The sequence below is a fragment of the Streptomyces sp. NPDC012466 genome (genome assembly GCF_042955215.1).
In the GTDB taxonomy this organism is placed as follows: Bacteria; Actinomycetota; Actinomycetes; order Streptomycetales; family Streptomycetaceae; genus Streptomyces.
In genome coordinates this window covers 1,339,840-1,362,392 of the sequence record NZ_JBIBEQ010000001.1, presented here as the reverse complement: position 1 = coordinate 1,362,392, position 22,553 = coordinate 1,339,840, and the positions used below count along the sequence as shown (strand labels likewise).

General features: G+C 73.1%; 22 protein-coding genes. 10 read left to right on the top strand and 12 right to left on the bottom strand.

Features of this window, described 5'->3' with window-relative positions; all coding sequences use genetic code 11:
- The 3 genes from ACFY9E_RS06110 to ACFY9E_RS06100 are packed head-to-tail and all read left to right on the top strand — an operon-like array spanning position 1 to position 3,088.
- Entirely contained in the window at positions 1-1,314 is a 1,314-nt protein-coding gene (locus tag ACFY9E_RS06110; RefSeq protein WP_390979754.1) for an extracellular solute-binding protein, read from the top strand.
- Positions 1,314-2,261: an ABC transporter permease subunit gene (locus ACFY9E_RS06105; protein ID WP_390979752.1), complete on the top strand. Its 948-nt coding sequence runs from the start codon at positions 1,314-1,316 to the stop codon at positions 2,259-2,261. Before ACFY9E_RS06110 ends, ACFY9E_RS06105 begins: the two co-directional genes overlap by 1 nt.
- Entirely contained in the window at positions 2,258-3,088 is an 831-nt protein-coding gene (locus ACFY9E_RS06100) for an ABC transporter permease subunit (protein WP_390979750.1), read from the top strand. Before ACFY9E_RS06105 ends, ACFY9E_RS06100 begins: the two co-directional genes overlap by 4 nt.
- 10 nt (positions 3,089-3,098) lie before the next feature.
- Here ACFY9E_RS06100 and ACFY9E_RS06095 read toward each other — a convergent pair whose 3' ends face one another.
- The 3 genes from ACFY9E_RS06095 to ACFY9E_RS06085 all read right to left on the bottom strand — a co-directional run bounded on the left by ACFY9E_RS06095 (position 3,099) and on the right by ACFY9E_RS06085 (position 6,234).
- Positions 3,099-4,388, bottom strand: a complete 1,290-nt coding sequence (locus ACFY9E_RS06095) for an HRDC domain-containing protein (RefSeq protein WP_390979748.1) — start codon at positions 4,386-4,388, stop codon at positions 3,099-3,101.
- 186 nt (positions 4,389-4,574) lie between these two features.
- Entirely contained in the window at positions 4,575-5,237 is a 663-nt protein-coding gene (locus ACFY9E_RS06090; RefSeq protein ID WP_003993737.1) for a response regulator transcription factor, read from the bottom strand.
- Between the two features lie 322 nt (positions 5,238-5,559).
- Positions 5,560-6,234 (bottom strand): DUF3000 domain-containing protein, encoded by a 675-nt coding sequence (locus ACFY9E_RS06085; RefSeq protein WP_078899169.1) that lies wholly within the window; start codon positions 6,232-6,234, stop codon positions 5,560-5,562.
- Positions 6,235-6,336: 102 nt separating this feature from the next.
- Here ACFY9E_RS06085 and hemE point away from each other — a divergent pair, with 102 nt between their 5' ends.
- Together hemE and ACFY9E_RS06075 are read left to right on the top strand one after the other, a co-directional pair.
- Complete coding sequence (hemE, locus tag ACFY9E_RS06080) at positions 6,337-7,404, top strand: uroporphyrinogen decarboxylase (RefSeq protein ID WP_390979745.1); 1,068 nt, start codon at positions 6,337-6,339, stop codon at positions 7,402-7,404.
- Positions 7,405-7,519: 115 nt separating this feature from the next.
- A complete protein-coding gene (locus tag ACFY9E_RS06075; protein ID WP_386503853.1) occupies positions 7,520-7,849 on the top strand; it encodes a hypothetical protein in 330 nt (109 codons plus the stop codon).
- A gap of 91 nt (positions 7,850-7,940) precedes the next feature.
- Here the strand turns inward: ACFY9E_RS06075 and ACFY9E_RS06070 are convergent, their stop codons facing one another.
- Both ACFY9E_RS06070 and ACFY9E_RS06065 read right to left on the bottom strand, forming a co-directional pair.
- Positions 7,941-9,368, bottom strand: coding sequence for an FAD-dependent oxidoreductase (locus ACFY9E_RS06070; RefSeq protein ID WP_390979743.1), 1,428 nt, complete (start codon positions 9,366-9,368; stop codon positions 7,941-7,943).
- Positions 9,369-9,395: 27 nt separating this feature from the next.
- On the bottom strand, positions 9,396-10,391 hold the full coding sequence (locus ACFY9E_RS06065; RefSeq protein ID WP_390979741.1) for a DUF4349 domain-containing protein: 996 nt from the start codon (positions 10,389-10,391) through the stop codon (positions 9,396-9,398).
- A 157-nt stretch (positions 10,392-10,548) separates the two neighbouring features.
- On the opposite strand from ACFY9E_RS06065, the gene hemG reads away from it, so the two are divergent.
- Positions 10,549-11,994, top strand: a complete 1,446-nt coding sequence (hemG, locus tag ACFY9E_RS06060; protein WP_390979739.1) for a protoporphyrinogen oxidase — start codon at positions 10,549-10,551, stop codon at positions 11,992-11,994.
- 5 nt (positions 11,995-11,999) lie between these two features.
- Positions 12,000-12,743: a hydrogen peroxide-dependent heme synthase gene (gene hemQ, locus ACFY9E_RS06055; protein WP_390979737.1), complete on the top strand. Its 744-nt coding sequence runs from the start codon at positions 12,000-12,002 to the stop codon at positions 12,741-12,743.
- Here the strand turns inward: hemQ and ACFY9E_RS06050 are convergent, their stop codons facing one another.
- The 3 genes from ACFY9E_RS06050 to ACFY9E_RS06040 form a co-directional block, all read right to left on the bottom strand.
- Entirely contained in the window at positions 12,744-14,348 is a 1,605-nt protein-coding gene (locus ACFY9E_RS06050) for an alpha/beta fold hydrolase (protein ID WP_390979736.1), read from the bottom strand.
- Between the two features lie 115 nt (positions 14,349-14,463).
- Positions 14,464-15,234, bottom strand: a complete 771-nt coding sequence (locus ACFY9E_RS06045; protein ID WP_390979734.1) for a TIGR04222 domain-containing membrane protein — start codon at positions 15,232-15,234, stop codon at positions 14,464-14,466.
- Positions 15,235-15,629: 395 nt separating this feature from the next.
- The gene (locus tag ACFY9E_RS06040) at positions 15,630-17,135 is read right to left on the bottom strand and encodes a DUF692 family multinuclear iron-containing protein (RefSeq protein ID WP_390979732.1); all 1,506 of its coding nucleotides are present in this window, start codon (positions 17,133-17,135) and stop codon (positions 15,630-15,632) included.
- Positions 17,136-17,316: 181 nt separating this feature from the next.
- On the opposite strand from ACFY9E_RS06040, the gene ACFY9E_RS06035 reads away from it, so the two are divergent.
- Positions 17,317-17,892: an ion channel gene (locus ACFY9E_RS06035; protein WP_390979730.1), complete on the top strand. Its 576-nt coding sequence runs from the start codon at positions 17,317-17,319 to the stop codon at positions 17,890-17,892.
- A 9-nt stretch (positions 17,893-17,901) separates the two neighbouring features.
- On the opposite strand, the gene ACFY9E_RS06030 is transcribed toward ACFY9E_RS06035, so the two are convergent.
- Together ACFY9E_RS06030 and ACFY9E_RS06025 are read right to left on the bottom strand one after the other, a co-directional pair.
- Positions 17,902-18,312: a hypothetical protein gene (locus ACFY9E_RS06030; RefSeq protein WP_390979728.1), complete on the bottom strand. Its 411-nt coding sequence runs from the start codon at positions 18,310-18,312 to the stop codon at positions 17,902-17,904.
- Between the two features lie 125 nt (positions 18,313-18,437).
- On the bottom strand, positions 18,438-19,199 hold the full coding sequence (locus ACFY9E_RS06025; RefSeq protein WP_390979726.1) for a peptidyl-tRNA hydrolase: 762 nt from the start codon (positions 19,197-19,199) through the stop codon (positions 18,438-18,440).
- A gap of 43 nt (positions 19,200-19,242) precedes the next feature.
- Here ACFY9E_RS06025 and ACFY9E_RS06020 point away from each other — a divergent pair, with 43 nt between their 5' ends.
- A complete protein-coding gene (locus ACFY9E_RS06020; protein ID WP_390979724.1) occupies positions 19,243-20,109 on the top strand; it encodes an ATP-binding cassette domain-containing protein in 867 nt (288 codons plus the stop codon).
- The gene (locus tag ACFY9E_RS06015) at positions 20,106-20,777 is read left to right on the top strand and encodes an ABC transporter (protein ID WP_390979722.1); all 672 of its coding nucleotides are present in this window, start codon (positions 20,106-20,108) and stop codon (positions 20,775-20,777) included. The genes ACFY9E_RS06020 and ACFY9E_RS06015 overlap by 4 nt, the downstream gene beginning before the upstream one ends.
- Here the strand turns inward: ACFY9E_RS06015 and ACFY9E_RS06010 are convergent.
- Together ACFY9E_RS06010 and ACFY9E_RS06005 are read right to left on the bottom strand one after the other, a co-directional pair.
- Complete coding sequence (locus ACFY9E_RS06010) at positions 20,769-20,948, bottom strand: hypothetical protein (protein WP_390979720.1); 180 nt, start codon at positions 20,946-20,948, stop codon at positions 20,769-20,771. The two genes, ACFY9E_RS06015 and ACFY9E_RS06010, sit on opposite strands and share 9 nt — an antisense overlap.
- Before the next feature lie 26 nt (positions 20,949-20,974).
- Entirely contained in the window at positions 20,975-22,492 is a 1,518-nt protein-coding gene (locus tag ACFY9E_RS06005) for an FAD-dependent oxidoreductase (protein WP_390979719.1), read from the bottom strand.
- Between the last annotated feature and the right edge of the window lie 61 nt (positions 22,493-22,553).

Sequence of the window (22,553 nt, the reverse complement as noted above, 5' to 3'; positions counted from 1 at the left end):
ATGAACCGCCGTACCCTCCTCGCCCTCGCCGCGGGCGCCGCCCTGCTCGCCTCCGGCTGCACCGGCAGCGGAGGCTCCTCGAAGGGCGCCGACGCCGAGGCGCCCGGCGATCCCTCCAAGGTCGACGGGACCATCACCGTCCTCACCCACCGGACCGACCTCGTGCAGGACGGGACGCTGAAGAAGTACGCCGCCGAGTTCAACAAGACGTACCCGAAGGTGAAGGTCGAGTTCGACGGCATCACCGACTACGAGGGCGAAGTCAAGATCCGTATGAACACGGAGAACTACGGCGACGTCCTCATGATCCCCGCGGTGATCCAGAAGAAGGACTACCCCCGGTTCTTCGCCTCGCTCGGCAGCCAGGAGGAGCGGAGCAAGAAGTACCGCTTCACGGACTTCACCGCCGTCGGCGGCAAGGTCTACGGCCAGAGCCCGCTCGGCGCGGTCCCCGGGTTCATCTACAACAAGAAGGTGTGGAGCGAGGCCGGGGTCACCGACTGGCCCACGACACCGGCCGCGTTCCTCGCCGGGCTCAAGGCGATCAAGTCGAAGACCGACGCGGTCCCCTACTACACCAACTTCAAGGACAAGTGGCCGCTCAGTCAGTGGACGGGGGTCAACGGCTCGGTCAGCTGCGACGAGCAGGCGACCACCAGGCTGGCCGAGGGCAATCCCTGGGCCGAGGGCGCCGACCTGCGGGTGGCCGACACACTGCTGTACGACATCGTGCACGAAGGGCTCATCGAGAAGGACCCGACGACCACCAACTGGGAGGCGTCCAAGCCCAAGCTGGCCAAGGGCGAGATCGCCACCATGTGGCTCGGCTCCTGGGCGGTCATCCAGATGCAGGGCGCGGCGAAGCAGGCCGGCACCGACCCGGACGACATCGGGTTCATGCCCTTCCCCGCACAGAAGGACGGCAGCTTCTGCGCGGTCACGTCACCCGACTACAACCAGGCCGTCAACATCCACTCCGAGCACAAGGAAGCCGCCCGGGCCTGGATCGACTGGTTCACCGAGAAGTCCGGCTACGCCCGGGACAACCTGGCGCTCTCCCCGCTGAAGTACGCCCCGCTGCCCGACGTCCTGAAGCCGTACGAGGAGGCGGGCGTCAAGCTCCTCGAACTCGACGACAGCAAGGGCGCCGAGGTGAAGACCATCGAGAACCAGTCCGAGGTCGGCATCAACAAGCCCGACTACCGCCAGGAACTCGTGGACATGGCCCGCGGCGCCAGGAAGGGCGACCCGGACGACTACCTGGACGGCCTCGGTGAGAAGTGGACCGAGACCCAGAAGTCGCTGGGGTACTGATGAGGGGCACGACCGAGACGGCGGCCGTCAAGGCCACCGCGGGAGCGGCCGCCCCCGCACCGGCCCCCGCCCCGCGCCCGGCCCGTCTGTGGCGCGGGGCCACCCCCTGGCTCTTCCTGCTCGCCCCGCTCGCCCTGCTGATCGTCTTCACCTACGCGCCGATCGCCAACATGGTCGCGTACAGCTTCACCGACTGGGACGGGGTGAGCCCCGAGCTGCGCTACACGGGCACCGAGAACTACGCCGAACTCTTCACCCGCTCCGAGCTGTTCGAGGTCTTCTGGGTCAGCGGCTACTACCTGGCGGCCTCGGCGTTCCAGATCGTGGCCGCGCTCTACTTCGCCACGATCCTCAGCTTCAACGTCCGCTTCCGGAACTTCTTCAAGGGCGTGCTGTTCTTCCCGTACCTGATCAACGGCGTGGCGATCGGGTTCGTCTTCCTCTACTTCTTCCAGGACGGCGGCACCCTCGACTCGGTGCTGAGCCTGCTCGGAGTGGAGACGGACCGAGCGTGGCTGGGGAGCCCCACCTCGGCGAACACGTCCCTCGCGGCGGTCTCCGTCTGGCGCTACCTGGGCCTGAACTTCGTCCTCTTCCTGGGGGCGATCCAGTCGGTCCCGGGGGAACTGTACGAGGCGGCCGAGCTGGACGGCGCGAACCGCTGGCACCAGTTCCGCCACATCATCGCGCCGGGCATCAAGCCGGTCCTGTCCCTGACGGTGATCCTGTCGATCTCGGGCTCCCTGTCGGTCTTCGAGATCCCGTACATCATGACCGGCGGCGCGACCGGCACCGAGACGTTCGTGATCCAGACCGTGAAGCTGGCCTTCCAGTTCGACAAGACGGGCCTCGCCTCGGCGGCCGCGGTCGTGCTGCTGCTGATCGTCCTGGCGGTGACCTGGGTGCAGCGGCGCCTCGCCCCCGACGACAAGGTGGACCTCGTATGACACGCCGCGCGGTGACCCGCGTCCTCGTGTACCTGTCGCTGATCGCCGCGACCGCGGTGGTCCTGCTCCCGCTGGCCGCCGTGCTCCTGACCTCCCTCAAGTCCGAGCGGGAGATGGCGGACGGCAGCGGAGCGCTCGCGCTGCCCGACGACCCGTTCAACTTCCACAACTACGTGACGGCGTTCCAGGACGGCCGGATGCTCTCGGCGTTCGCCAACACCGCGATCATCCTGGTCGTGGCCATCGGCGGCACCGTCCTCATCGGCTCGATGACGGCCTACGCCATCGACCGCTTCCGGTTCCGCCTCCGCACGTCGGTCCTGGCCCTGTTCCTCATCGCCGCGCTGGTCCCCGGAGTGACCACCCAGGTGGCCACCTTCCAGATCGTGAACAGCTTCGGCATGTTCGACAGCCTCTGGGCGCCGATCGCCCTCTACATGGGCACGGACATCGTCTCGATCTACATCTTCCTGCAGTTCGTCCGGTCGATTCCGGTCTCCCTGGACGAGTCGGCCCGCATCGACGGGGCCAACGCCTTCACGGTCTACCGCAAGGTCATCTTCCCGCTGCTGAAACCGGCGATCGCGACGGTCGTGATCGTGAAGGGGATCACCGTCTACAACGACTTCTACATCCCCTTCCTCTACCTGCCCTCCGAAGATCTTGGCGTGATCTCGACGTCGCTGTTCCGCTTCAAGGGACCGTTCGGCGCCCACTGGGAGACGATCTCGGCGGGAGCGATCCTCGTCATCGTCCCCACTCTGGTCGTCTTCCTGTTCCTCCAGCGGTTCATCTACAACGGTTTCACCCGGGGGGCCACGAAGTAGCCGGCCTTCCTCAGGCCTCCTTCGGGGACAGGGCCTCCACCAGCACCGGCGTCACCTGCTCCACCTGCCACGGCCGCGCACCATGACCGGCCAGAGCGGCCGCCACCGATTCGGCGTCCACCACCGCCGGCGGCTCCCAGCACACCCGCCGCACCGTGTCCGGCGTGATCAGATTCTCCTGCGGCATGGCGAGCTGCTCGGCCAGCGCCGACACCCCGGCCCGGGCCGCGGACAATCGCGCCGCGGCCGCGGGGTCCTTGTCGGCCCAGGCACGCGGCGGCGGGGGCCCGGTCACGGGCTGCCCCGGCTGCGGCAGCTGCGCCTCGCTCAGCGCCTTCGCCCGGTCCACCGCCGCCTGCCACTGCTCCAGCTGCCGCTTGCCCACGCGGTGGCCGAAACCGTTCAGCGCGGACAGCGCGTGCACATTGGCCGGAAGCGCCAGCGCGGCCTCCACGATGGCCGCGTCCCCGAGCACCTTGCCCGGCGACACGTCCCGCCGCTGCGCGATCCGGTCCCGGGTCTGCCACAGCTCCCGTACGACGGCCAGCTGCCGCCGCCGGCGCACCTTGTGCATGCCGGACGTACGCCGCCACGGGTCCTTGCGGGGCTCGGGCGGCGGAGCCGAGGCGATCGCGTCGAACTCCTGGCGGGCCCAGTCCAGCTTGCCCTGCCGGTCCAGCTCCTTCTCCAGCGCGTCGCGCAGGTCGACGAGCAGCTCGACGTCCAGCGCCGCGTACCGCAGCCAGGGCTCGGGCAGGGGCCGGGTCGACCAGTCGACGGCGGAGTGGCCCTTCTCCAGGACGAAGCCCAGCACGCTCTCGACCATCGCGCCGAGGCCGACCCGGGGGAACCCGGCGAGCCGCCCGGCCAGCTCCGTGTCGAACAGCCGCGTCGGCACCATGCCTATCTCGCGCAGGCAGGGCAGGTCCTGGGTGGCGGCGTGCAGCACCCACTCGACGCCGGACAGGGCGTCTCCGAGGGCGGACAGGTCGGGGCAGGCCACGGGGTCGATCAGGGCCGTTCCGGCGCCCTCGCGGCGCAGCTGCACGAGGTAGGCGCGCTGCCCGTAGCGGTAGCCGGACGCGCGCTCGGCGTCGACGGCGACGGGCCCGGATCCCGCCTCGAAGGCGGCGATCACCCGGGCCAGGGCGGTCTCGTCCGCGATGACGGGCGGAATGCCCTCACGCGGCTCCAGCAGAGGGGTCGGCGCCTCCGTAGCAGAAGATCCGCCGTCGTCCGGAGGAGCGCCTCCGGTGGTTCGCAGTGAGCTGTCTGCTGCGGTGTCGTGGGCGTCGGTCACCTGTCAAGGGTATCCATGTATGGACAGCGCCCGCCGACGGAACGTTCCGTCGGCGGGCGGCCCAGGGTCGCAAACCAGTCATGTCGGGGAAGCAGCGGGTTCGCGAACCGTGCGTGACGCGAACGGGGCCGGAGCCCGATCCCGTTCACGTGAACGAATGATCACGGGAGGTCACGGCGGAGCGGGTCAGTGGATGATCCCGGTCCGCAGCGCCACCGCGACCATGCCGGCGCGGTCGCCCGTGCCGAGCTTGCGGGCGATGCGGGCGAGGTGGCTCTTGACGGTCAGGGCGGACAGTCCCATCGAGACGCCGATCGCCTTGTTCGACTGGCCTTCGGCGACCAGCCGCAGCACCTCGACCTCACGGCCGGACAGTTCGCGGTAGCCGCCCGGGTGGCTCGGGGCACCCGGGGGGCGGCGGTGCAGACGGGCGGCGGCGGCGCCGATGGGGGCGGCGCCCGGGCGGGTGGGGAGTCCGACGTTGGTACGGGTGCCGGTGACGACGTAACCCTTCACCCCGCCGGCGAGTGCGTTGCGCACGGCGCCGATGTCGTCGGCGGCGGAGAGGGCGAGCCCGTTGGGCCAGCCCGCGGCGCGGGTCTCCGACAGCAGGGTGAGGCCGGAGCCATCCGGCAGGTGGACGTCGGCGACACAGATGTCGCGGGGGTTGCCGATGCGGGGACGAGCCTCCGCGATGGACGAGGCCTCGATGACATCGCGCACACCGAGCGCCCACAGATGGCGGGTGACGGTGGAGCGGACGCGCGGGTCGGCCACGACCACCATGGCGGTCGGCTTGTTCGGGCGGTAGGCGACCAGGCTTGCGGGCTGCTCGAGGAGAACGGACACCAGGCCTCCTGGGGTGCGGGACGGGGCCGGCTCGTGGGGGTGAAGCCGGGACGAACCGTGCTTTCAAGGTCACAGTCGTCTTCGGCACCGAACCCGTCCGCCTTTAGAGAATGATCACGATTCGGTGATAACAATCCGTGCAATTCGGACACGCGGTCGATCATTCGAAGGTCGAACGGTTTCGGTCTGCGTCGCTACGCGGTCGAAAGTGGCCGTATCGACAAAGTGATTCGGCCAAGAGGGGGACGCAGGTGTGATCGTCGGCAGGACATGGTTGACCGCCCCGCACAAGATCGATCAGTGCGGGGCGGCCAGGGGTGGATCAGCGGGACTGCGGCCCTCGCCGCTGGGGCAGCGTCACGATCGACGCGTCCCCGGGCCCGGCCGGGGGCAGCCCGGCGATCTGGGCGAGCAGATCGCACCAGGACGCGAGATGGGCGGCCGTGTCCGGTACCCCGCCCAGGCCCTCGCGCGGCGTCCACGACGCGCGGATCTCGATCTGCGAGGCGGCCGGGCGCGCGGACAGCCCGCCGAAGTAGTGGGAGCTCGCGCGCGTGACGGTGCCGCTCGGCTCCCCGTACGTCAGTCCGCGCGTCTGGAGCGCGCCGGTCAGCCAGGACCAGCACACCTCCGGCAGCAGCGGGTCCGCCGCCATCTCCGGCTCCAGCTCCGCGCGCACCAGCGTCACGAGCCGGAACGTGCCCCGCCAGGCATCGTGCCCGGCCGGGTCGTGCAGCAGCACCAGGCGGCCGTCGGCCAGGTCCTGGTCGCCGTCGACGACCGCGGCCTCCAGCGCGTAGGAGTAGGGGGCGAGCCGCTTCGGCGGGGGCGTCGGCTCGACCTCGATCTGGGGCCGCAGCCGCGCCGCCCTCAGCGCGTCGACGGCGGCCCGGAAGGGCAGCGGGGCGGAGTCCGCCTCCCGCCGGTCGTTCTCGGTGTCCTTCGCTTCGTCCATTCCGCCAGCGCCGTCCGACAGTCGTCCCTGAGCCGCAGCCATGCGGGAAGATTACGGGGACCGGAGCCCGGGTGCCGGGCTAGACACCCCGCGCCTCTCCAGGGGCTGGATCGCGCTGTACGGCAGCGTGCGAAACTTGGCCCCGTGAGTGCCAACGACGCCCCTCGGGCCCAGCAGCCGTCCGCCCCGTACGAATCCGCCTTCCTCAAGGCCTGCCGGCGCGAGCCCGTGCCGCACACGCCGGTGTGGTTCATGCGGCAGGCCGGGCGCTCACTGCCGGAGTACCGCAAGGTGCGCGAGGGCATTCCGATGCTCGAGTCCTGCATGCGGCCCGAGCTGGTCACCGAGATCACCCTCCAGCCGGTGCGCCGGCACGGCGTGGACGCGGCGATCTACTTCAGCGACATCGTCGTCCCGCTCAAGGCCATCGGCGTCGACCTCGACATCAAGCCCGGCGTCGGCCCGGTCGTCGAGCACCCCATCCGCACCCGCGCGGACCTGGCGCAGCTGCGAGACCTGGCCCCCGAGGACGTCTCCTACGTCACCGAGGCCATCGGCCTGCTCACCCGTGAGCTCGGCGCCACCCCCCTCATCGGCTTCGCCGGCGCCCCCTTCACCCTCGCCAGCTACCTCGTCGAGGGCGGCCCGTCCCGCACGTACGAGAACGCCAAGGCGATGATGTACGGCGACCCCGAGTTGTGGGCCGACCTGCTCGACCGCCTCGCGGACATCACCGCCGCGTTCCTGAAGGTGCAGATCGAGGCCGGTGCCTCGGCGGTACAGCTGTTCGACTCGTGGGCCGGCGCGCTGGCCCCCGTCGACTACCGCCGCTCGGTGCTGCCCGCGTCGGCGAAGGTCTTCGACGCCGTGGCCGGCTACGGCGTGCCGCGCATCCACTTCGGCGTCGGCACCGGCGAGCTGCTGGGTCTCATGGGCGAGGCCGGCGCGGACGTCGTCGGCGTCGACTGGCGGGTCCCGATGGACGAGGCGGCCCGCCGGGTCGGCCCCGGCAAGGCACTCCAGGGCAACCTCGACCCGACCGTGCTGTTCGCCCCGACCCAGGCCGTCGAGGCCAAGACCCTCGAAGTCCTGGACGCGGCGAAGGACCTCGAGGGGCACATCTTCAACCTCGGCCACGGCGTCATGCCGTCCACGGACCCGGACGCGCTGACGCGGCTCGTGGAGCACGTGCACACGCGGACCCTGCGCTGAGGCGAAAGCCCGATCGGCCGGACCGCTGAACGCGGCCGTACGGGCGTGCGTATGTGTCGGCAACCGCCCGCGGCGCGGGGAAGGCGGGTCGCGGGGCCGACGTGAGGAACAGGCGATGAACGACCGAGTTACTCCCGCGATGCACGCATTGCCCGACGGCGAGGCGGAGCTGACGCTGGTGGTGCGGCTGCCCTGGGAGGACGTGGCCCGCCTCGGCCAGGAGGCGGGGCGGCTGGCCACCCAGTTGCGGCGGCCCGTGACGTTGGAGGAGGCGGTGAGCCACCGGCTGCGGTCGACCCGGGTGGCCTCGCACGCGAAGCCGGCCGGGGAGCAGCCCCCGGCGGTGACGGCTTCGGCGTCGGTGTCCTCCCTGCCGTCGCGGCCGCCGGCGGAGCAGGCGCGCCAGGCGATCGACCGGATCAACGGGACGGTCGGGACGGCGTAGGGCTTCGCCTCAGGGGTGCGGGGCCGTCGCCGGGTGCGCGACGTCCGTGGCTCGTCGCGCAGTTCCCCGCGCCCCTGAGGCACCCGCCCCGTCACGAGGTGCCGCGGACCTTTGCCGCCGCTTTGCGGGCCGCCACCAGGACCGGGTCCCAGACCGGGGAGAACGGCGGGGCGTAACCGAGGTCCAGCATGGTCATCTGTTCTGCCGTCATGCCCGCGGTGAGGGCGACCGCCGCGATGTCGACCCGCTTGCCCGCGCCCTCCCGGCCGACGATCTGCACGCCGAGGAGGCGGCCCGTGCGGTGCTCGGCGAGCAGCTTGACCGTCATGGGGGAGGCGTTCGGGTAGTAGCCCGCGCGGCTGGTCGACTCGATGGTGACCGAGTGGAAGCGCAGCCCGACGCGGTGGGCGTCCTTCTCGCGCAGGCCCGTGCGGGCGATCTCCAGGTCGCAGACCTTGCTGACCGCGGTGCCGACCACGCCCGGGAAGGTCGCGTAACCGCCGCCGATGTTGGTGCCGACGATCTGGCCGTGCTTGTTGGCGTGGGTGCCGAGCGGGATGTGCCGGTCCTGGCCGGAGACCAGGTCGAGGACCTCGACGCAGTCGCCGCCGGCCCAGACGTTCTCGTGGCCGCGTACCCGCATCGAACGGTCGGTGAGGAGACCGCCGTGCGGGCCGAGCGGGAGGCCCGCGGCCCGGGCGAGGGTCGTCTCGGGGCGGACGCCGATGCCGAGCACGACCACGTCCGCGGGGAACTCGCGGTCCTGCGTGACCACCGCCCGCACCCGCCCTCCCTCAAGCTCTCGGCTGCGCTCGAGCAGGGAGGTGCCCCCGTCGTCGGTGAGGATCTTCGTGACCTCGGCGTCGTTCACCATCGTGATGCCCAGGCCCTCCATGGCCTCGTGCACCAGGCGGCCCATGTCCGGGTCGAGGGTCGACATCGGCTCGCTGCCGCGGTTGACGACCGTCACCTCGTAGCCGCGCTTGATGAGCGCCTCGGCCATCTCCACACCGATGTAACCGGCCCCGACGACCACCGCCCGGCGGCCTCGCGTGTGTTCCAGGGTGTCGAGAAGCGCCTGGCCGTCGTCCAGCGTCTGCACTCCGTGCACCCCGGCCGCGTCGACACCGGGCATGTCCGGCCGGATCGGCCGGGCGCCGGTCGCGATCACGAGCTGGTCGTACGACGTCCAGTACTCCTCACCGGAGCCGGCGTCACGGGCGCGTACCCGCCGTCCGTCGAGGTCGAGTTCCGTGACCTCGGTGCGCAGCCGCAGGTCGATGTCCCGGGCGCGGTGCTCCTCGGGGGTGCGGGCGATGAGCTGGTCCCGGCCGGTGACGTCGCCGCCGACCCAGTAGGGGATGCCGCACGCCGAGTACGACGTGAAGTGGCCCCGTTCGAACGCCACGATCTCCAGTTCCCCGGGGCCCTTCAGACGGCGCGCCTGCGACGCCGCGGACATGCCCGCGGCGTCGCCGCCGATGACGACCAGTCGCTCCCGTGTACGGCTCATGTTCATGCGAACACGCTACGGGAGCACGGCAATTCAGTCCTGCTCGCCCGGGGTCCGCGGCCGTGTGGACTCCGGCGCCGGGCGGGCCGCCGGCAGCGGGCCCAGCGCGGTCGTCATGGGTGCGGGCTCGGGGCGGCGCGGCAGCCGGGGGCGTACGACACGCAGCCACAGCAGCACGATCAGTGCCGCCACCGCCGCGAACGGCAGCACCGCGCCGAAGGCCACCGCGAGCCACCGCAGCATCGTCACGAAGGCGTTCCAGCCGCCCGCGAGCGCGTCGACGAACCCCGGGTCGTCGTCCTTGGCCTCCGCCTTCTTCACCGGGGTCTCGGACAGCGACAGGGTGATGGTGGCCAGGCTGGTGCGGTCCTTCAGGGACTCCTGCCGGGCGAGCAGCGCCTCCAGGTCTGCCTGACGGCTGCTCAGCTCGCCCTCCAGGGTCACCACGTCGCTGAGCTTGCCGGCCCGGTCCATCAGCTCGCGGATCCGGGCCACGCTGGCGCGCTGCGTCCTGATCCGGCTCTCCACGTCGACCACCTGGTCGGTGACGTCCTCGGCCTTCGCGCTGCGGTCGAGGAGCTTGCCGGCGCCCTCCAGGTCGGTGAGGACCTCGTCGTACTTCTCGACGGGCACCCGCAGCACGACCCGGGTGCGCTCATGGCCCTCGGCGTCCCGGGTGGTGGTCTCGTTGCCGACGTAGCCGCCCGCGTTCTCGGCGCCCGCGCGGGCCTGCTCCAGGGCCTTCGGGACGTCCTTGACCTGCACGGCCAGGGAGGCCGTGCGGATGATGTGGCTCGCGGCGAGCTTCGGCGGCGCCGTGGCCTTGGCGCCGCTTCCGGCACCGCCGGGGGCGGCCTCCGCCGAGCCGGCCTTGCCGTCCGCCCCGGGGGCGGCGACGCCGCGGTCGGCGGAGCTGCTGCCGCCGGCCCCGTCGTCCTGGGCGCTGCACCCGGTGAGTGCGACGGCGGCCGCCAGCAGGAGCGCTGCCAGGGCCGGGGCGGGGTGTCGTACGGATCGTCGTGTGCGCATGCGGGCATCCCCCGGGGTCGATTCTGCTGACGCTTCTTCGACGCCCGGACGGCGCCGATCGTTTGGCCCTGGACGGTTCCGATGCGGTCACGGTCGGGACTCGTGACGGACACCGGGGCGCGGCCGCGGTGCCGGCGGGGTCTGAGAGGCTGGGGGCATGCGCGAAGTTCAAGGGCAGGTCGTCGTCATCGGGGCGGGTATCGCGGGGCTGGCCGCCGCACACCGGCTGCTGGAGCGCGGGGCGCGGGTGACCGTGCTGGAGGCCTCCGGCCGGGTCGGCGGCAAGCTGCTGCCCGGGGAGATCGCGGGTGCGCGCGTGGACCTCGGCGCCGAGTCGATGCTGGCCCGCCGCCCCGAGGCGGTGGCACTCGCGCGCGAGGTGGGCCTCGCCGAGCGTCTGCAGCCCCCGGCCACCGCGACGGCCTCGCTGTGGACCCGCGGCGCCCTGCGCCCCTTCCCCAAGGGGCATGTGATGGGAGTGCCCGGCACCGCCTCCGCCCTGGCCGGGGTGCTGTCCGAGGAGGGCCTCGCCCGCATCGAGCGGGACGCCGAACTGCCCCGCACCGAGGTCGGCGACGACGTGGCGGTGGGGGAGTACGTGGCGGAGCGCCTCGGCCGCGAGGTCGTCGACCGCCTGCTGGAGCCCATGCTGGGCGGGGTGTACGCGGGCGACGCGTACCGCATCTCCATGCGCTCGGCCGTCCCGCAGCTCTTCCAGGTGGCCCGGAGCCACACCTCCCTGACGGCCGGGGTCCGCGAGCTCCAGGCGAAGGCGGCCGCGGCCCGGCAGACCGGCCCGGTCTTCATGGGGATCCGGGGCGGCGTCGGCACCCTGCCCCTCGCGGTGGCGGACTCGGTCAGGGCCCGCGGGGGCGAGATCCTCACGCGGACACCGGTGACGGATCTGCGTCGCACCCCCGAGGGCCGCTGGCACGTCGCCTCCGCCGGGCGCGAGTGGCTCGCGGACGCCGTGATCGTCGCCGCCCCCGCCCCCGTCGCCGCCCGGCTGCTGCGCGCCGAGACCCCCGGGGCCGCCGCGGAGCTCGACGGAGTCGAATACGCCTCCATGGCCCTGGTCACCCTCGCCTACCGCCGCGACGGGGCGGCCCTGCCCGACGGCAGCGGCTTCCTCGTGCCGCCCGTCGACGGGCACACCATCAAGGCGTCCACGTTCGCCTCGCAGAAGTGGGGCTGGATCGCCGACGAGAACCCGGACCTGGTCGTCCTGCGCACCTCCGTGGGACGCCACGGCGAGACGGAGATCCTCCGGCGTGACGACGGCGAGCTGGCCGACGTCTCCCGGCGGGACCTGAAGGCGGCGACCGGCCTGGACGCCACACCCGTCGCCACCCTCGTCACCCGCTGGGACGACGGCCTGCCCCAGTACCCCGTCGGCCACCACGCGCGCGTGGCCCGCATCCGCGACCACCTCGCCCGCCTCCCCGGCCTCGCCGTCTGCGGCGCCGCGTACGACGGCGTCGGCATCCCGGCGTGCATCGCCGGCGCGTACGCCGCCGTCGACCAGATCCACGGTGACCTGCGCGGTGTGCAGGAGCTCACCGCCCACCCGGTGCAGAGTCTGCACGGCGGAGCGGGAGAATGAGGAGCATGAGTGACGACGCCTCCACCACGGCCTCCAGCACCGCGCCCGAGCGCATCCCGAACAAGGGCAAGCTGGCCAAGGACCTCAACGAGGTCATCCGCTACACGCTCTGGTCCGTCTTCAAGCTGAAGGACGTCCTCCCCGAGGACCGCGCCGGGTACGCCGGCGAGGTCCAGGAACTGTTCGACCAGCTCGCCGCCAAGGACGTGACGATCCGCGGCACCTACGACGTGTCGGGCCTGCGCGCCGACGCCGACCTCATGATCTGGTGGCACGCGGAGACCAGCGACGCGCTGCAGGAGGCGTACAACCTCTTCCGCCGCACGCAGCTGGGCCGCGCCCTGGAGCCCGTCTGGTCGAACATGGCGCTGCACCGCCCCGCCGAGTTCAACCGCTCGCACATCCCGGCGTTCCTCGCCGACGAGACGCCCCGCGACTACGTGAGCGTCTACCCCTTCGTGCGCTCCTACGACTGGTACCTGCTGCCCGACGAGGACCGCCGCCGCATGCTGGCCGACCACGGCAAGATGGCCCGCGGCTACCCCGACGTCCGCGCCAACACCGTCGCCTCGTTCTCCCTCGGCGACTACGAGTGGATCCTCGCCTTCGAGGCCGACGAGCTGTACCGCATCGTCGACCTCATGCGTCACCTGCGCGCCTCGGAGGCCCGCCGGCACGTCCGCGAGGAGGTGCCGTTCTACACGGGCCGCCGCAAGGACATCGCCGAGCTGGTCGCCGGCCTGGCCTGATCAGCGGCCGCGCCCGACGGCCCCGGCCCGGTCCGGGGCCGTCGGCTTCGGCTCGGCGTGCGGGGCGCACTCCGCGCGCCGTCCCGGCAGCCGGCCCTGAAGCAGATACGCCTCCATGTGCCCGTTGACGCAGGCGTTCGGCCCGCCGGCCAGGCCGTGGGCGCCGGCGTCCCGCTCCGTCACCAGGACCGAACCCGCGAGGCGGTCGTGGAGTTCGAGGGCGCCGTCGTAGGGCGTGGCGGCGTCCCGCTCGGCGGCCAGGATCAGCGTCGGGGGCAGCTCGCCCGGCCCGGCCGCCACATCGAGCGGCCGCTGCCGGGGCGCCGGCCAGTACGCGCACGGCAGGTTCGTCCACACGTTGTGCCAGGTCTCGAAGGGCGCCACCCGCGCGAGCCGGGTGTTGTCCCGGTCCCACACCCTGAAGTCGGTGGGCCAGGGGGCGTCGTTGCACTCGACGGCCAGGTAGACCGCGCGCGAGTTCTCCGCCTCGACGGCCGCTTCCGGGTGTTGCTCCATCTGCTCGACCAGCGGCTTCGCATCGCCCTTGAGATATGCGGACAGCGCGTGCGCGCGGTGCGGCCACTGGTCGTCGTAGTACCCGGCTTGGAGGAACGCGCCCTGCAGCTGAGCCGGTCCGACCTTTCCGCCCGCCGGCTCGGCGGCCAGCTTCGCGCTCGCCCGCTCGTAGCCGCGCAGCACCTCCCGCGCGGTCCCGCCCAGCCCGTACACGTCGTCGTGCCGGGCGATCCACGCCCGGAAGTCCGCCCAGCGACGCTCGAACGCCGCCGACTGGGCGAGGTTGTTGCGGTACCAGATCCGCGCCGGGTCGGGGTGGACCACCGAGTCGAACACCATCCGCCGTACGTGTGCCGGGAACAGCGTCGCGTACAGGGCCCCGAAATAGGTGCCGTACGAGGAGCCCATGAAGGTCAGCCGTTCCTCGCCGAGCGCGGCGCGCAGCACGTCGAGGTCCCGGGCGTTGTTCAGTGAGTGGTAGTGCCGCAGCGCGTCGCCGGCCCGTTCGGCGCAGCCGCGCGCGTACGCCTTCGCCTGCGCGACGCGCTCCCGCTTGTAGGACTCCGAGGGGTGCGTCGGCGCCTGCGAGGGCCCTTTGAGGAACTGCTTCGGGTCCCTGCACGACAGCGGCGCCGAACGGCCGACCCCACGCGGGGCGTAGCCGACGAGGTCGTAGGCGGCCGCGATCCGTTTCCACTCGGGGAGCAGGCCGATGAGCGGGAAGTACAGGCCGGTGGCGCCCGGCCCGCCGGGGTTGTAGAGGAGGGCGCCCTGCCTGCGGACGGTGTGGGTGCCGTGGTGCGGGTCCTTCCGTGTGGCGCGGGCCCTGCTGACGGAGAGTTCGATCCGCTTGCCGTCCGGGCGGGCGTAGTCCAGCGGGACGTTCACCGTGCCGCACTGCATGCTGCCGGGCAGGTCCTGCGCGTCGGGGCACGGACCGAAGTCGACACCGGCCGCCTTCGCACGGGCGGCGGCCACGGCGGTGCCCCGCATCTCGGCCGCCCCCGTCCGGTCCTCGGTGGCCGGGGCCGCGGTGAGGGTGCTCAGCAGCAAGGACCCGGCGGCCGAGCAGAGGAGGGCGGCTCTCATCGCGTATCCCTTCGGTGCACGGTGGCGACGAGAGGGATGTTTCGTTCGGCGCGGCGGGAAGGCAAGCACTGTCCGCCGGTGTCGGGCCGGATGCCCCGTGTGCGCCGCCGGTCGGTCAGTCGTGCGACTCGCGGTGCGTGAACGCGGCGCGCAGATCCGGTTCGCCGATCGCGCGGACGCCGCGTACGGCCACCGAGGTGAGGTACGTACGGTCGTCGGCGGCGCCGTCCGCGGTCCGGGTCAGCGCGCCGAGCAGCCGCTGACCGGCCGGGGAGGCCCAGCGCGAGTAGGGGTGGATCTCGACCCGCGCGACGGCGAGGCAGCTCAGCGTCAGGGCGAGCGGCAGCGCGAACCACAGGGCGATCAGATGCCGCGGCATGTCCGGCGGGGCGGGTGTCAGCAGCGCGGCCACGCCCAGTCCGAGGACGGCGACGGCCGCCCCGCGCACCTGCCGGACGGCGCTCGCGACGGTGGTACGGGCGCTGTCCGGCACCGCGAGCCCCGCGCGCTCCAGCCCCTCGGCGATTCCGCGCACCGCGTCCGCCGTGGCGGCCGTGGCCCGCACCGGCGCGATGCGGGACTGCCCCTCGGGGCCGATGGCCCCTATCACCGACCGCTCCATCTCGTCCCGCCCGCGTGGGTCGACGACCGTGGCCCAGCCGGTGCGGGCGAGGAGCAGACGGCGCTGGCGGGCCATGGCGACCAAGGTGACGTCGGCGACCCGCCGGGGGCCGCCGGAGAGGAACGCGGCCTCGTACAGCGTGAGTTCACGCCCCCGGCCGGTGTCCGTGTCCACGGCCGCGGCGCGTACGGCGGCCAGGCACAGACGCGTGCACGCCGTACCGGCCACGGCCCAGGCCGCCAGCAGGAAAAGAACCCAGAGCATATGTTGTTTGTATGTGACACGGTCCCGAAAGCACCATGCCTCGTTCACGATCCGGACGGAGTGTTGTCGGTATGTGACGTTCCGTTTCAGCCCGGCGGCGGGCTGTAGGCGGGTGGCGGGAGCGTGTCGTCCGGCGACGGGGACGCGGGCGGCGGTACGGCCGGCCCCGGGTCGACGCCCGGGGGAGCGCTGTCGCCGGCCAGATCGCGGGCCACGGCGTCGAAGTCGACGTAGCCCGTGGCCTCCAGGACGGCCGGGGCGAGACTCTGGCCGGCGATGCGGTGCCGGAGAAGCAGGCCGCTGCCACCGGCGGGTCACGCCCGGGACACGAACGAGGCGAGGGGGAGGGGCGTGGTACCGACGGCGGGTGAGAGCGCGGACCGGGCGTGCTCCCCTCAGCGCCGCAGCAGGACGCGGCGCGTGGCGCGGGCGAACCGGTGGGCCGGGCGGCGGGAGCGTGGCGTCGGACCCGACCGTTCCAGCCACCACTCCCGCAGCTCCCGCCGTGCCTGCGTGTCCCCGGGGTGCCCGGTGGACAGCAGGTGCTCGGCGAAGGTGAGGGCGTCGCGCCGGTAACCGGCGGTCATCGGACGGGTCTGGGCGTAGCCGAGGAACGCCGTGCGGTACTCGGCCCCGAGGATCACCGGCAACTCCGGAGCGACCTTCGCCACGACATCCGCCCGCTTCGCGGCGAGCGCCCGCGCCTGTACGCCGATCCGCGTCCGGTCGAACCCCTCGGGCACGGGCGTTCCCGCGACCAGCGCCGACAGCAGCGCGGCCTGCGCCAGCCCGAGCCGCTGCCGAGCGCCGTCGACGCCCTGTTGGTGGGGCAGGCCGAAGGCGCCCCGTGTCGCCTCGACCGCCCCGGTCTCATGGCCCCGCGGCCCGGCGCCGTCGCCCCGGGCCTCTTCCCGCGGTCCTGCGCCGGCGCCTGCGAACAGACCACCGTCGACACGCCCGGCTTCGTCCCGCCGCCCGGAGCCGGCCCGCACCGGCGCCTCGTCGCGCCGTCCGGCCTGCGCCCGCCCCGCGGCCGCGAGGACCGTCGAGCGGAACTGCGTCTTCACGCGCTCGACCGCCCCCGCCTCCAGCGCCCGGCGGATCGAGGTCAACTCGCCCTCGAGTTCCGCCGGTTCCGGGAAGTTCTCGTCTCGTTCCAGGAGGACACCCGCGGGACAGACGCGGGAGGCGAGGTCCGTGAGGATGTCGAGGACCGGCCGGGGAACGGGGTGGGCGTGGCTGTCGTGCCAGACGCCGTCGCGTTCGAAACCGCCGGCGACGTGGACGTAGGCGATGGCCTCCAGGGGGAGCTCGGCGAGGGCCTTGGCCGGGTCCTCGCCGCGGTTGACGTGGTTGGTGTGCAGGTTGGCCACGTCGATCAGGAGACGGACACCCGTGCGGTCGGCGAGGTCGTAGAGGAACTGGCCCTCCGTCATCTCCTCGCCCGGCCAGCAGATCAGCGCGGCGATGTTCTCCACCGCCAGCGGCACCGGCAGTGAGTCCTGCGCGATGCGCACGTTCTCGCAGAGCACGTCCAGGGCGTCCCGGGTCCGCGGGACGGGCAGCAGGTGGCCCGCCTCCAGATGCGGGGACGCCGTCAGTGATCCGCCCGCCCGTACGAACGCGATGTGCTCGGTGACCAGCGGCGAGCCCAGCGCCTGGGCACGCTCGGCCAGTGCGGTCAGCCGGCCCGCGTCGGGCCGGTCCGCACCCCCGAGGCCGAGCGAGACGCCGTGCGGCACCACGGTGACGCCGCGCTCGCGCAGCCGCCGCAGCGAGTCGGGCAGGTGCCCGGGGCAGACGTTCTCGGCCACGGCCTCGACCCAGTCGATCCCCGGCATCCGCTCCACGGCGTCCGCGATCTCCGGCCGCCACCCGATGCCCGTCCCCAGTCGCTCCATCGTCCCCTCCTCCACCCGGCCCGTTCCTCGAACGTGAGGGGGGTATGGCCCAGCCGTCCGCGCCCGAACCCCACCCGGCCCGCCTTCAGAGCAACATTTGAGGTTCGGCGCCCCGCTTCTCGCCCCCACCGACGGAGGCGCAAGGATCGCGCCGGCCCCTGACACGTCGTAGACCGGAGGCATGTCCGAAGGCAGCGAGCAGCCGCAGCGCCCCGCGCGGAAGCGGGAACCGGAGTCCGGGACGGCCGCCGTCCGCCGGCTGCGGCTCGGGGCCGGAGCCCTGCTCCTGGCAGTCGGCACGGCCTACTTCCTGCTGCCGCTGGAGGGGCTCGGCGCCGACCGCCCCTGGCTGGGCCGGCCGCTGTTCGTGCTGTGCCTGGCTCTCGTCGCCACGCTGCTGCTGCGCCACGTGCGCGACATCGTGCTGGAGAAGCCGCAGGCCCGGTCCGGCATCATGATCTCGCTGCTGATGTGCCTGGCCGTGCTGGTCTTCTCGTCCGGGTACTACGCCCTCGCCCAGCAGCCGGGTCAGTTCACCGGCCTGCGCACTCGCATCGACGCGCTGTACTTCACCGTCGTCACGCTCGCGACCGTCGGCTACGGCGACATCACCCCGCGCGGGCAGGAGGCCCGCCTGGTGACCGTCGTGCAGATCGTCTACACGTTCGTCTTTCTCACGGCGGCGGCCACCGCGCTGACGCGCCGGATGCACGCGGTGGTCGCGGAGCGCGAGCGGCGCCCGCCGCCTACTTCCTGACCGGGCGCCCTACACCGGGCGGGAGGAGCGGTAGTTGAACACCGACCACAGGACGAACAGGCCGGTCACGATCATGATGATCGACCAGAAGGGCTGGTACGGCAGCCAGAGGAAGTTCGCGATCAGCGCCAGGCCGACCACGATCGCGCTCACGACCCGCGCCCAGGCGGCCCCGGTGAACAGGCCGCACCCGGCGGCCACCACCAGCACACCGACGATCAGATGGATCCAGCCCCACGCGGTCAGGTCGAACTCGAAGGAGTACTGGCCGAAGCTCGTGTACACCTCGTCGCCGGCGATCGCCGCGATGCCCTGGAGCACCGCGAAGAGGCCGTAGACGACCATCAGGATGCCGCCGAGAGCGAGACCCCCCGCCGCCCACGGGTCACCGGAGTGGCCCGGGCCGGGGCCGCCGGGCATCCGGTCGTCGGAGGCGGGCGGGGCGGGGCGGGGGGAGGGGGCGCGGCGCTGGACATGGCTGCCTCCTGGGTCGGGTCGACTGGTAACCCCACTGGAGCACTCGTCCACGGCCGCCGCGCCCGCGGCTACTCCGAACGGGTGGACGCCGGGCCGCTCGTCCCGTGCGGCTCCTCGCGCAGCGCCGGGTGGTCCGCCACCACCGTGCACGAGCCGGGCGCGATCTCCGTGAATCCCGCGTCGCGCACCAACGGCAGCCCGCTGCCGGTCAGTCCGGGCCAGCGGTCCGCATCGGCCGTGCGGACGGCGAGGGGGAAGCCCGCCTCCCGCCAGGCCGTCCGCTCCTCGTCGGACAACTCCCACCAGGCCAGTTGGGCGGCGTGGCCCGCCTGCGCCATCGCCTTCCCGGCCGACATGCCGAGGTCCGGGTTCAGCCACAGCACGGGAGCGGCCGGGTCCGCGTCCACCGGCGGCTCCGGGTCGTCCAGGTCGGTGCCGGACACCTGGAGCCTGGCCAGGTCCTTGGGCCAGCCGTCCAGGGGGACGGGCGGGAAGACCCGCACCTCCGCCGACTTGCCGGTGACCGTGATGCCGTCCAGCGCCTCGGCCCGCCGCCACTCGGCGCCGCGCGCCCGCCGCACCACCTTGCGGATCCGGGCGTCCTGCCAGTCCCGCATCGCCCCGGCCCACTCGCCCTCACCGGCCGACCGCTCGTCGGCCAGGATCGTCAGCACGGCCCGCGCGGCCGTCTCCAGCGCGTCCGTGCGCGGCGGGGGGTCCGCCCGCTCGATCCGCACGACCAGGGGCAGCACGAACTGCGGCGCCTCGTCGCGCGAAGAGGGCTCGGACCGGAAGGGACTGTCGCTCACGGGCGTCGGGTCTTCACTCACGAAACCCAGTGTGCCAGTCGGAAGATCGTGCAGGATGGGGCCCATGCGACCCGACCTGTGCCTGCGGAACGCGGGCCGACGGTACGGTCTGCGCGGCCCCTGGGTGCTGCGCGGTGTCGACCTGAGGGTGGCCCCGGGCCGGCTCGTCCGTGTCGAGGGCGCCAACGGCAGCGGCAAGTCCACGCTGCTGCGGCTGATCGCCGGCATCGACGCCCCGAGCGAGGGCCGCGTCACCGGCCGGCCGCGCACGGCGTACGTCCCCGAGCGGTTCCCGCCGGCCCTGCCCTTCACCGCGGCCGGCTATCTCACCCACCTCGGCGCCGTGCACGGCCTGACCCGCTCCGCGGCCGTGCGGGCCGCCGGGGAGTGGCTGGAGCGCCTCGGCGCCGCCGCGTACGCCGGGACGCCGATGTCCCGGCTGTCGAAGGGCAGCAGCCAGAAGCTCGCGGTCGCCCAGGCCCTGATGGCGGAGCCGGAGCTGCTGGTGCTGGACGAGGCGTGGACCGGACTGGACACCGAGGCCCGCGCCGAGTTGGAGCGCGCCGTCGCCGAACGCACGGCGGCCGGCGGATCCGTGGTCTTCGTCGACCACGACCCTCGCCGCCTCGCGGGCCTGCCGGACGCCACGTACGCCGTGCGCGACGGAGGCCTCGTCCAGGGCGCGTCACCCGAGCCGGGCCCGTCCGGCCCGCAGGTCACCGTCGACGTACAGGGCCCGCCGGACGGACGGCTCCCCGACGACGTACGACGGATCATCGCCTCCGCCGACGAGACCGCCCCGGGCGGCTACCGCCTCACCGTCCCCGCACCGCACTCCGACGTCCTGCTGCGCACCCTGCTGACGGCCCGTCCGCCCTGGCACGTGGTGAGCGTGTCCCCGCGGACGACGGCTTCGGGGAGGCAGGGATGACCGCCCTCACGCGCTACCACGCCGCCCTGCTGATGCGCTCGCAGCGCTGGCTGCCGCCGTTCCTGCTGTACGCGGCCTTCCTCGCCGTCAGCATCCAGGCCGGGCAGCCCGTGCTCGACTCGCTCGGCTACACGGCCGCCGCGTTGCTGCCCGTCGCGGCGTGGCTGGCCCGGATCTGCGTCACGGGCGAGCCGGACGCGGCACGGGGCTGTGTGGCGGCGGCCGCCGGGCCCGCGCGGGCTCATGTGGCCTGTCTGCTGGTGGCCCTGGCCGGCGCGACGGCGCTCGGCACGCTCGCGGTCCTCGCGGTGACGCTGCTCAGCGATCCGGTCGCCTCCGACCACCGCACCCGGGTGCCGCTCGCCGCCGCCTGCGGGGCCGGGCTGCTCGCCGCCCTGGCCTGCGCCCTGCTCGGCACGGCCGTCGGCGCGCTCACCAGCCGGCCCCTGCTGCGGTCGCCGGGCCGGGCCGTCCTCGCCCTGCTGCTCGCGGCGCTGCTGTCTCTGGTCGCCACCGGCTCACCGGCCCAGGCGGCCGTGCAGGGCCTGGTCACCGGCTCGCGGCAGGGCACCGTCCCGCTGCCGCTGCTGCCCCTGGCCGCGGCGGCCCTGGTCACGGCCGGGGCGCTGGCCCTGGCCGGTGCGCTGGCCTCCCGCAGATCACCCTGAGCAGGCGGTGCGCTGCGCCTCCTGCCATTCGCAGACGGGGCAGAGCGTGATGCCCTTGTACGACTCGGGATACTCCGTCGGCTCCCGGCACAGCACGCACTCCGCGTACGGCGGCCCCTCCGCCGCGGGCGGCCTGGTCGCGTCGATCAGGCAGTAGTCGTCCTCGCTCATACGTCCAGCGTAGGCCCGGGCGGTCGTCACAGGTCGTGCTGCTCCAGCGGCTTGGTCGCCGGGCCCTGGATCACCTTGCCGTCCGTGTCGAAACGGGAGCCGTGGCAGGGGCACTCCCAGGCGCGTTCGGCGGCGTTGAAGTCGACCAGGCACCCCAGGTGGGTGCAGCGGGCGGAGACGGCGTGGAGCCGGCCGTCGTCGTCCCGGTACACCGCCAGGCGCCGGCCGTCGGCGCGGACCACGGCGCCCTCGCCGGGCGGCAGGGACTCCACCGGCGGGGAAGGGCGCAGCCGGTCGCCCACGAAGTGCCCGGCGACCTTGGCCTGGGTCTTGAGGAACGTCGGCGCCTCACGCACCGCGGCCTTCACCCGGCGCGGGTCGTACAGCGCGCTCCACTCGCACTCCTCGCCCGTGATCTGCGCGCTCAGCAGCCGGCCCGCCATGATGCCGCCGGTCATGCCCCAGCCGCCGAAGCCGGTGGCCACATAGGCGTGCCGGGCTCCCTGGTGCAGCGGGCCGACCATCGGCACGGTGTCCGTGGGTTCGGTGTCCTGGGTGGCCCAGCGGTGGGTGATCTCCAGGTCCGGGAAGTGGCCGGTGGCCCAGGCGGTGAGGCGTTCGAAACGGGCCCGCGGGTCGCCCGTGCCCGGTGTGAAGTGCTCACCGGTGACGATGAGCAGCCGCCGGTCGCCCTCGTACGGCGCGGTGCGCACCGAGCGGGTCTCCTCGTCGGGGGTGATGAACATGCCGTCCGGGTCCTGCTCCGCGGGGATCGTCCCGGCGACCACCAGTTCGCGGCGCGTGGACAGGCGCGCGAAGAGCAGGGCCCGGTCGAAGATCGGGTAGTGCGTCGCGACGACGACGTCCCGGGCCCGGACGGTCGCCCCCGTCGCGGTGGACACCCGGCACGGCTCGCCCTCGTCCAGGCCGAGAACGGTGGTGTCCTCGTAGATCCGCCCGCCGTGCTCCACCAGGTCGGCGGCGAGGGCCAGCAGGTACTTGCGCGGGTGGAACTGGGCCTGTCCGGTGACCCGGACCGCGCCCGCCACCGGGAAGGGCAGCCCGGTCTCCGTGACGAACGAGGCGGGCAGCCCGGCCTCGGCCGCGGCCCGGGCCTCCGCGCGCAGCTCCTCCACTCGGCCCTCGTCGCGGGCGTAGGTGTAGGCGCTCCTCGTCTCCCACTCACAGTCGACGCCCAGTTCCCCGGCGATCCGGGCCGCGTGCTCGATGGCCTCGACCTGGGACCGCGCGTACAGCCGCGCGCCCTCGGGGCCCCGGGTGCGCCGCAGCTTGTCGTAGACCAGTGTGTGCAGGGCCGTGACCTTGGCGGTGGTGTGCCCGGTGACGCCGGCCGCGACCCGGCCGGCCTCCAGCACGGCCACGCTGCGCCCGGCCCGTGTCAGCTCCCACGCCGTCGACAGCCCGGCGATCCCGGCGCCGATGACCGCCACGTCGACGTCCAGGTCATCCGTCAGCGGCGGGTGGTGACCGTCCGGCGCGGTCTCGAGCCAGTACGAGCTGCTGACCTGCTGCTTTTCGCCCATGGAGCATCGAGTACCCCGGTCCGCCCGCTTCAGTGTCGGGCGGGTCGCTGTACAGAAGGGT

Bases quoted from the DNA above. Each gene is read 5' to 3' on its own strand.
- ACFY9E_RS06110 (WP_390979754.1), top strand. From the start codon at position 1: ATGAACCGCCGTACCCTCCTCGCCCTCGCCGCGGGCGCCGCCCTGCTC.
- ACFY9E_RS06105 (WP_390979752.1), top strand. From the start codon at position 1,314: ATGAGGGGCACGACCGAGACGGCGGCCGTCAAGGCCACCGCGGGAGCG.
- ACFY9E_RS06100 (WP_390979750.1), top strand. From the start codon at position 2,258: ATGACACGCCGCGCGGTGACCCGCGTCCTCGTGTACCTGTCGCTGATC.
- ACFY9E_RS06085 (WP_078899169.1), bottom strand. From the start codon at position 6,234: ATGGCTGCGGCTCAGGGACGACTGTCGGACGGCGCTGGCGGAATGGAC.
- ACFY9E_RS06075 (WP_386503853.1), top strand. From the start codon at position 7,520: ATGAACGACCGAGTTACTCCCGCGATGCACGCATTGCCCGACGGCGAG.
- ACFY9E_RS06070 (WP_390979743.1), bottom strand. From the start codon at position 9,368: ATGAACATGAGCCGTACACGGGAGCGACTGGTCGTCATCGGCGGCGAC.
- ACFY9E_RS06065 (WP_390979741.1), bottom strand. From the start codon at position 10,391: ATGCGCACACGACGATCCGTACGACACCCCGCCCCGGCCCTGGCAGCG.
- hemG (WP_390979739.1), top strand. From the start codon at position 10,549: ATGCGCGAAGTTCAAGGGCAGGTCGTCGTCATCGGGGCGGGTATCGCG.
- hemQ (WP_390979737.1), top strand. From the start codon at position 12,000: ATGAGTGACGACGCCTCCACCACGGCCTCCAGCACCGCGCCCGAGCGC.
- ACFY9E_RS06050 (WP_390979736.1), bottom strand. From the start codon at position 14,348: ATGAGAGCCGCCCTCCTCTGCTCGGCCGCCGGGTCCTTGCTGCTGAGC.
- ACFY9E_RS06045 (WP_390979734.1), bottom strand. From the start codon at position 15,234: ATGCTCTGGGTTCTTTTCCTGCTGGCGGCCTGGGCCGTGGCCGGTACG.
- ACFY9E_RS06040 (WP_390979732.1), bottom strand. From the start codon at position 17,135: ATGGAGCGACTGGGGACGGGCATCGGGTGGCGGCCGGAGATCGCGGAC.
- ACFY9E_RS06035 (WP_390979730.1), top strand. From the start codon at position 17,317: ATGTCCGAAGGCAGCGAGCAGCCGCAGCGCCCCGCGCGGAAGCGGGAA.
- ACFY9E_RS06030 (WP_390979728.1), bottom strand. From the start codon at position 18,312: ATGCCCGGCGGCCCCGGCCCGGGCCACTCCGGTGACCCGTGGGCGGCG.
- ACFY9E_RS06020 (WP_390979724.1), top strand. From the start codon at position 19,243: ATGCGACCCGACCTGTGCCTGCGGAACGCGGGCCGACGGTACGGTCTG.
- ACFY9E_RS06015 (WP_390979722.1), top strand. From the start codon at position 20,106: ATGACCGCCCTCACGCGCTACCACGCCGCCCTGCTGATGCGCTCGCAG.
- ACFY9E_RS06010 (WP_390979720.1), bottom strand. From the start codon at position 20,948: ATGAGCGAGGACGACTACTGCCTGATCGACGCGACCAGGCCGCCCGCG.
- ACFY9E_RS06005 (WP_390979719.1), bottom strand. From the start codon at position 22,492: ATGGGCGAAAAGCAGCAGGTCAGCAGCTCGTACTGGCTCGAGACCGCG.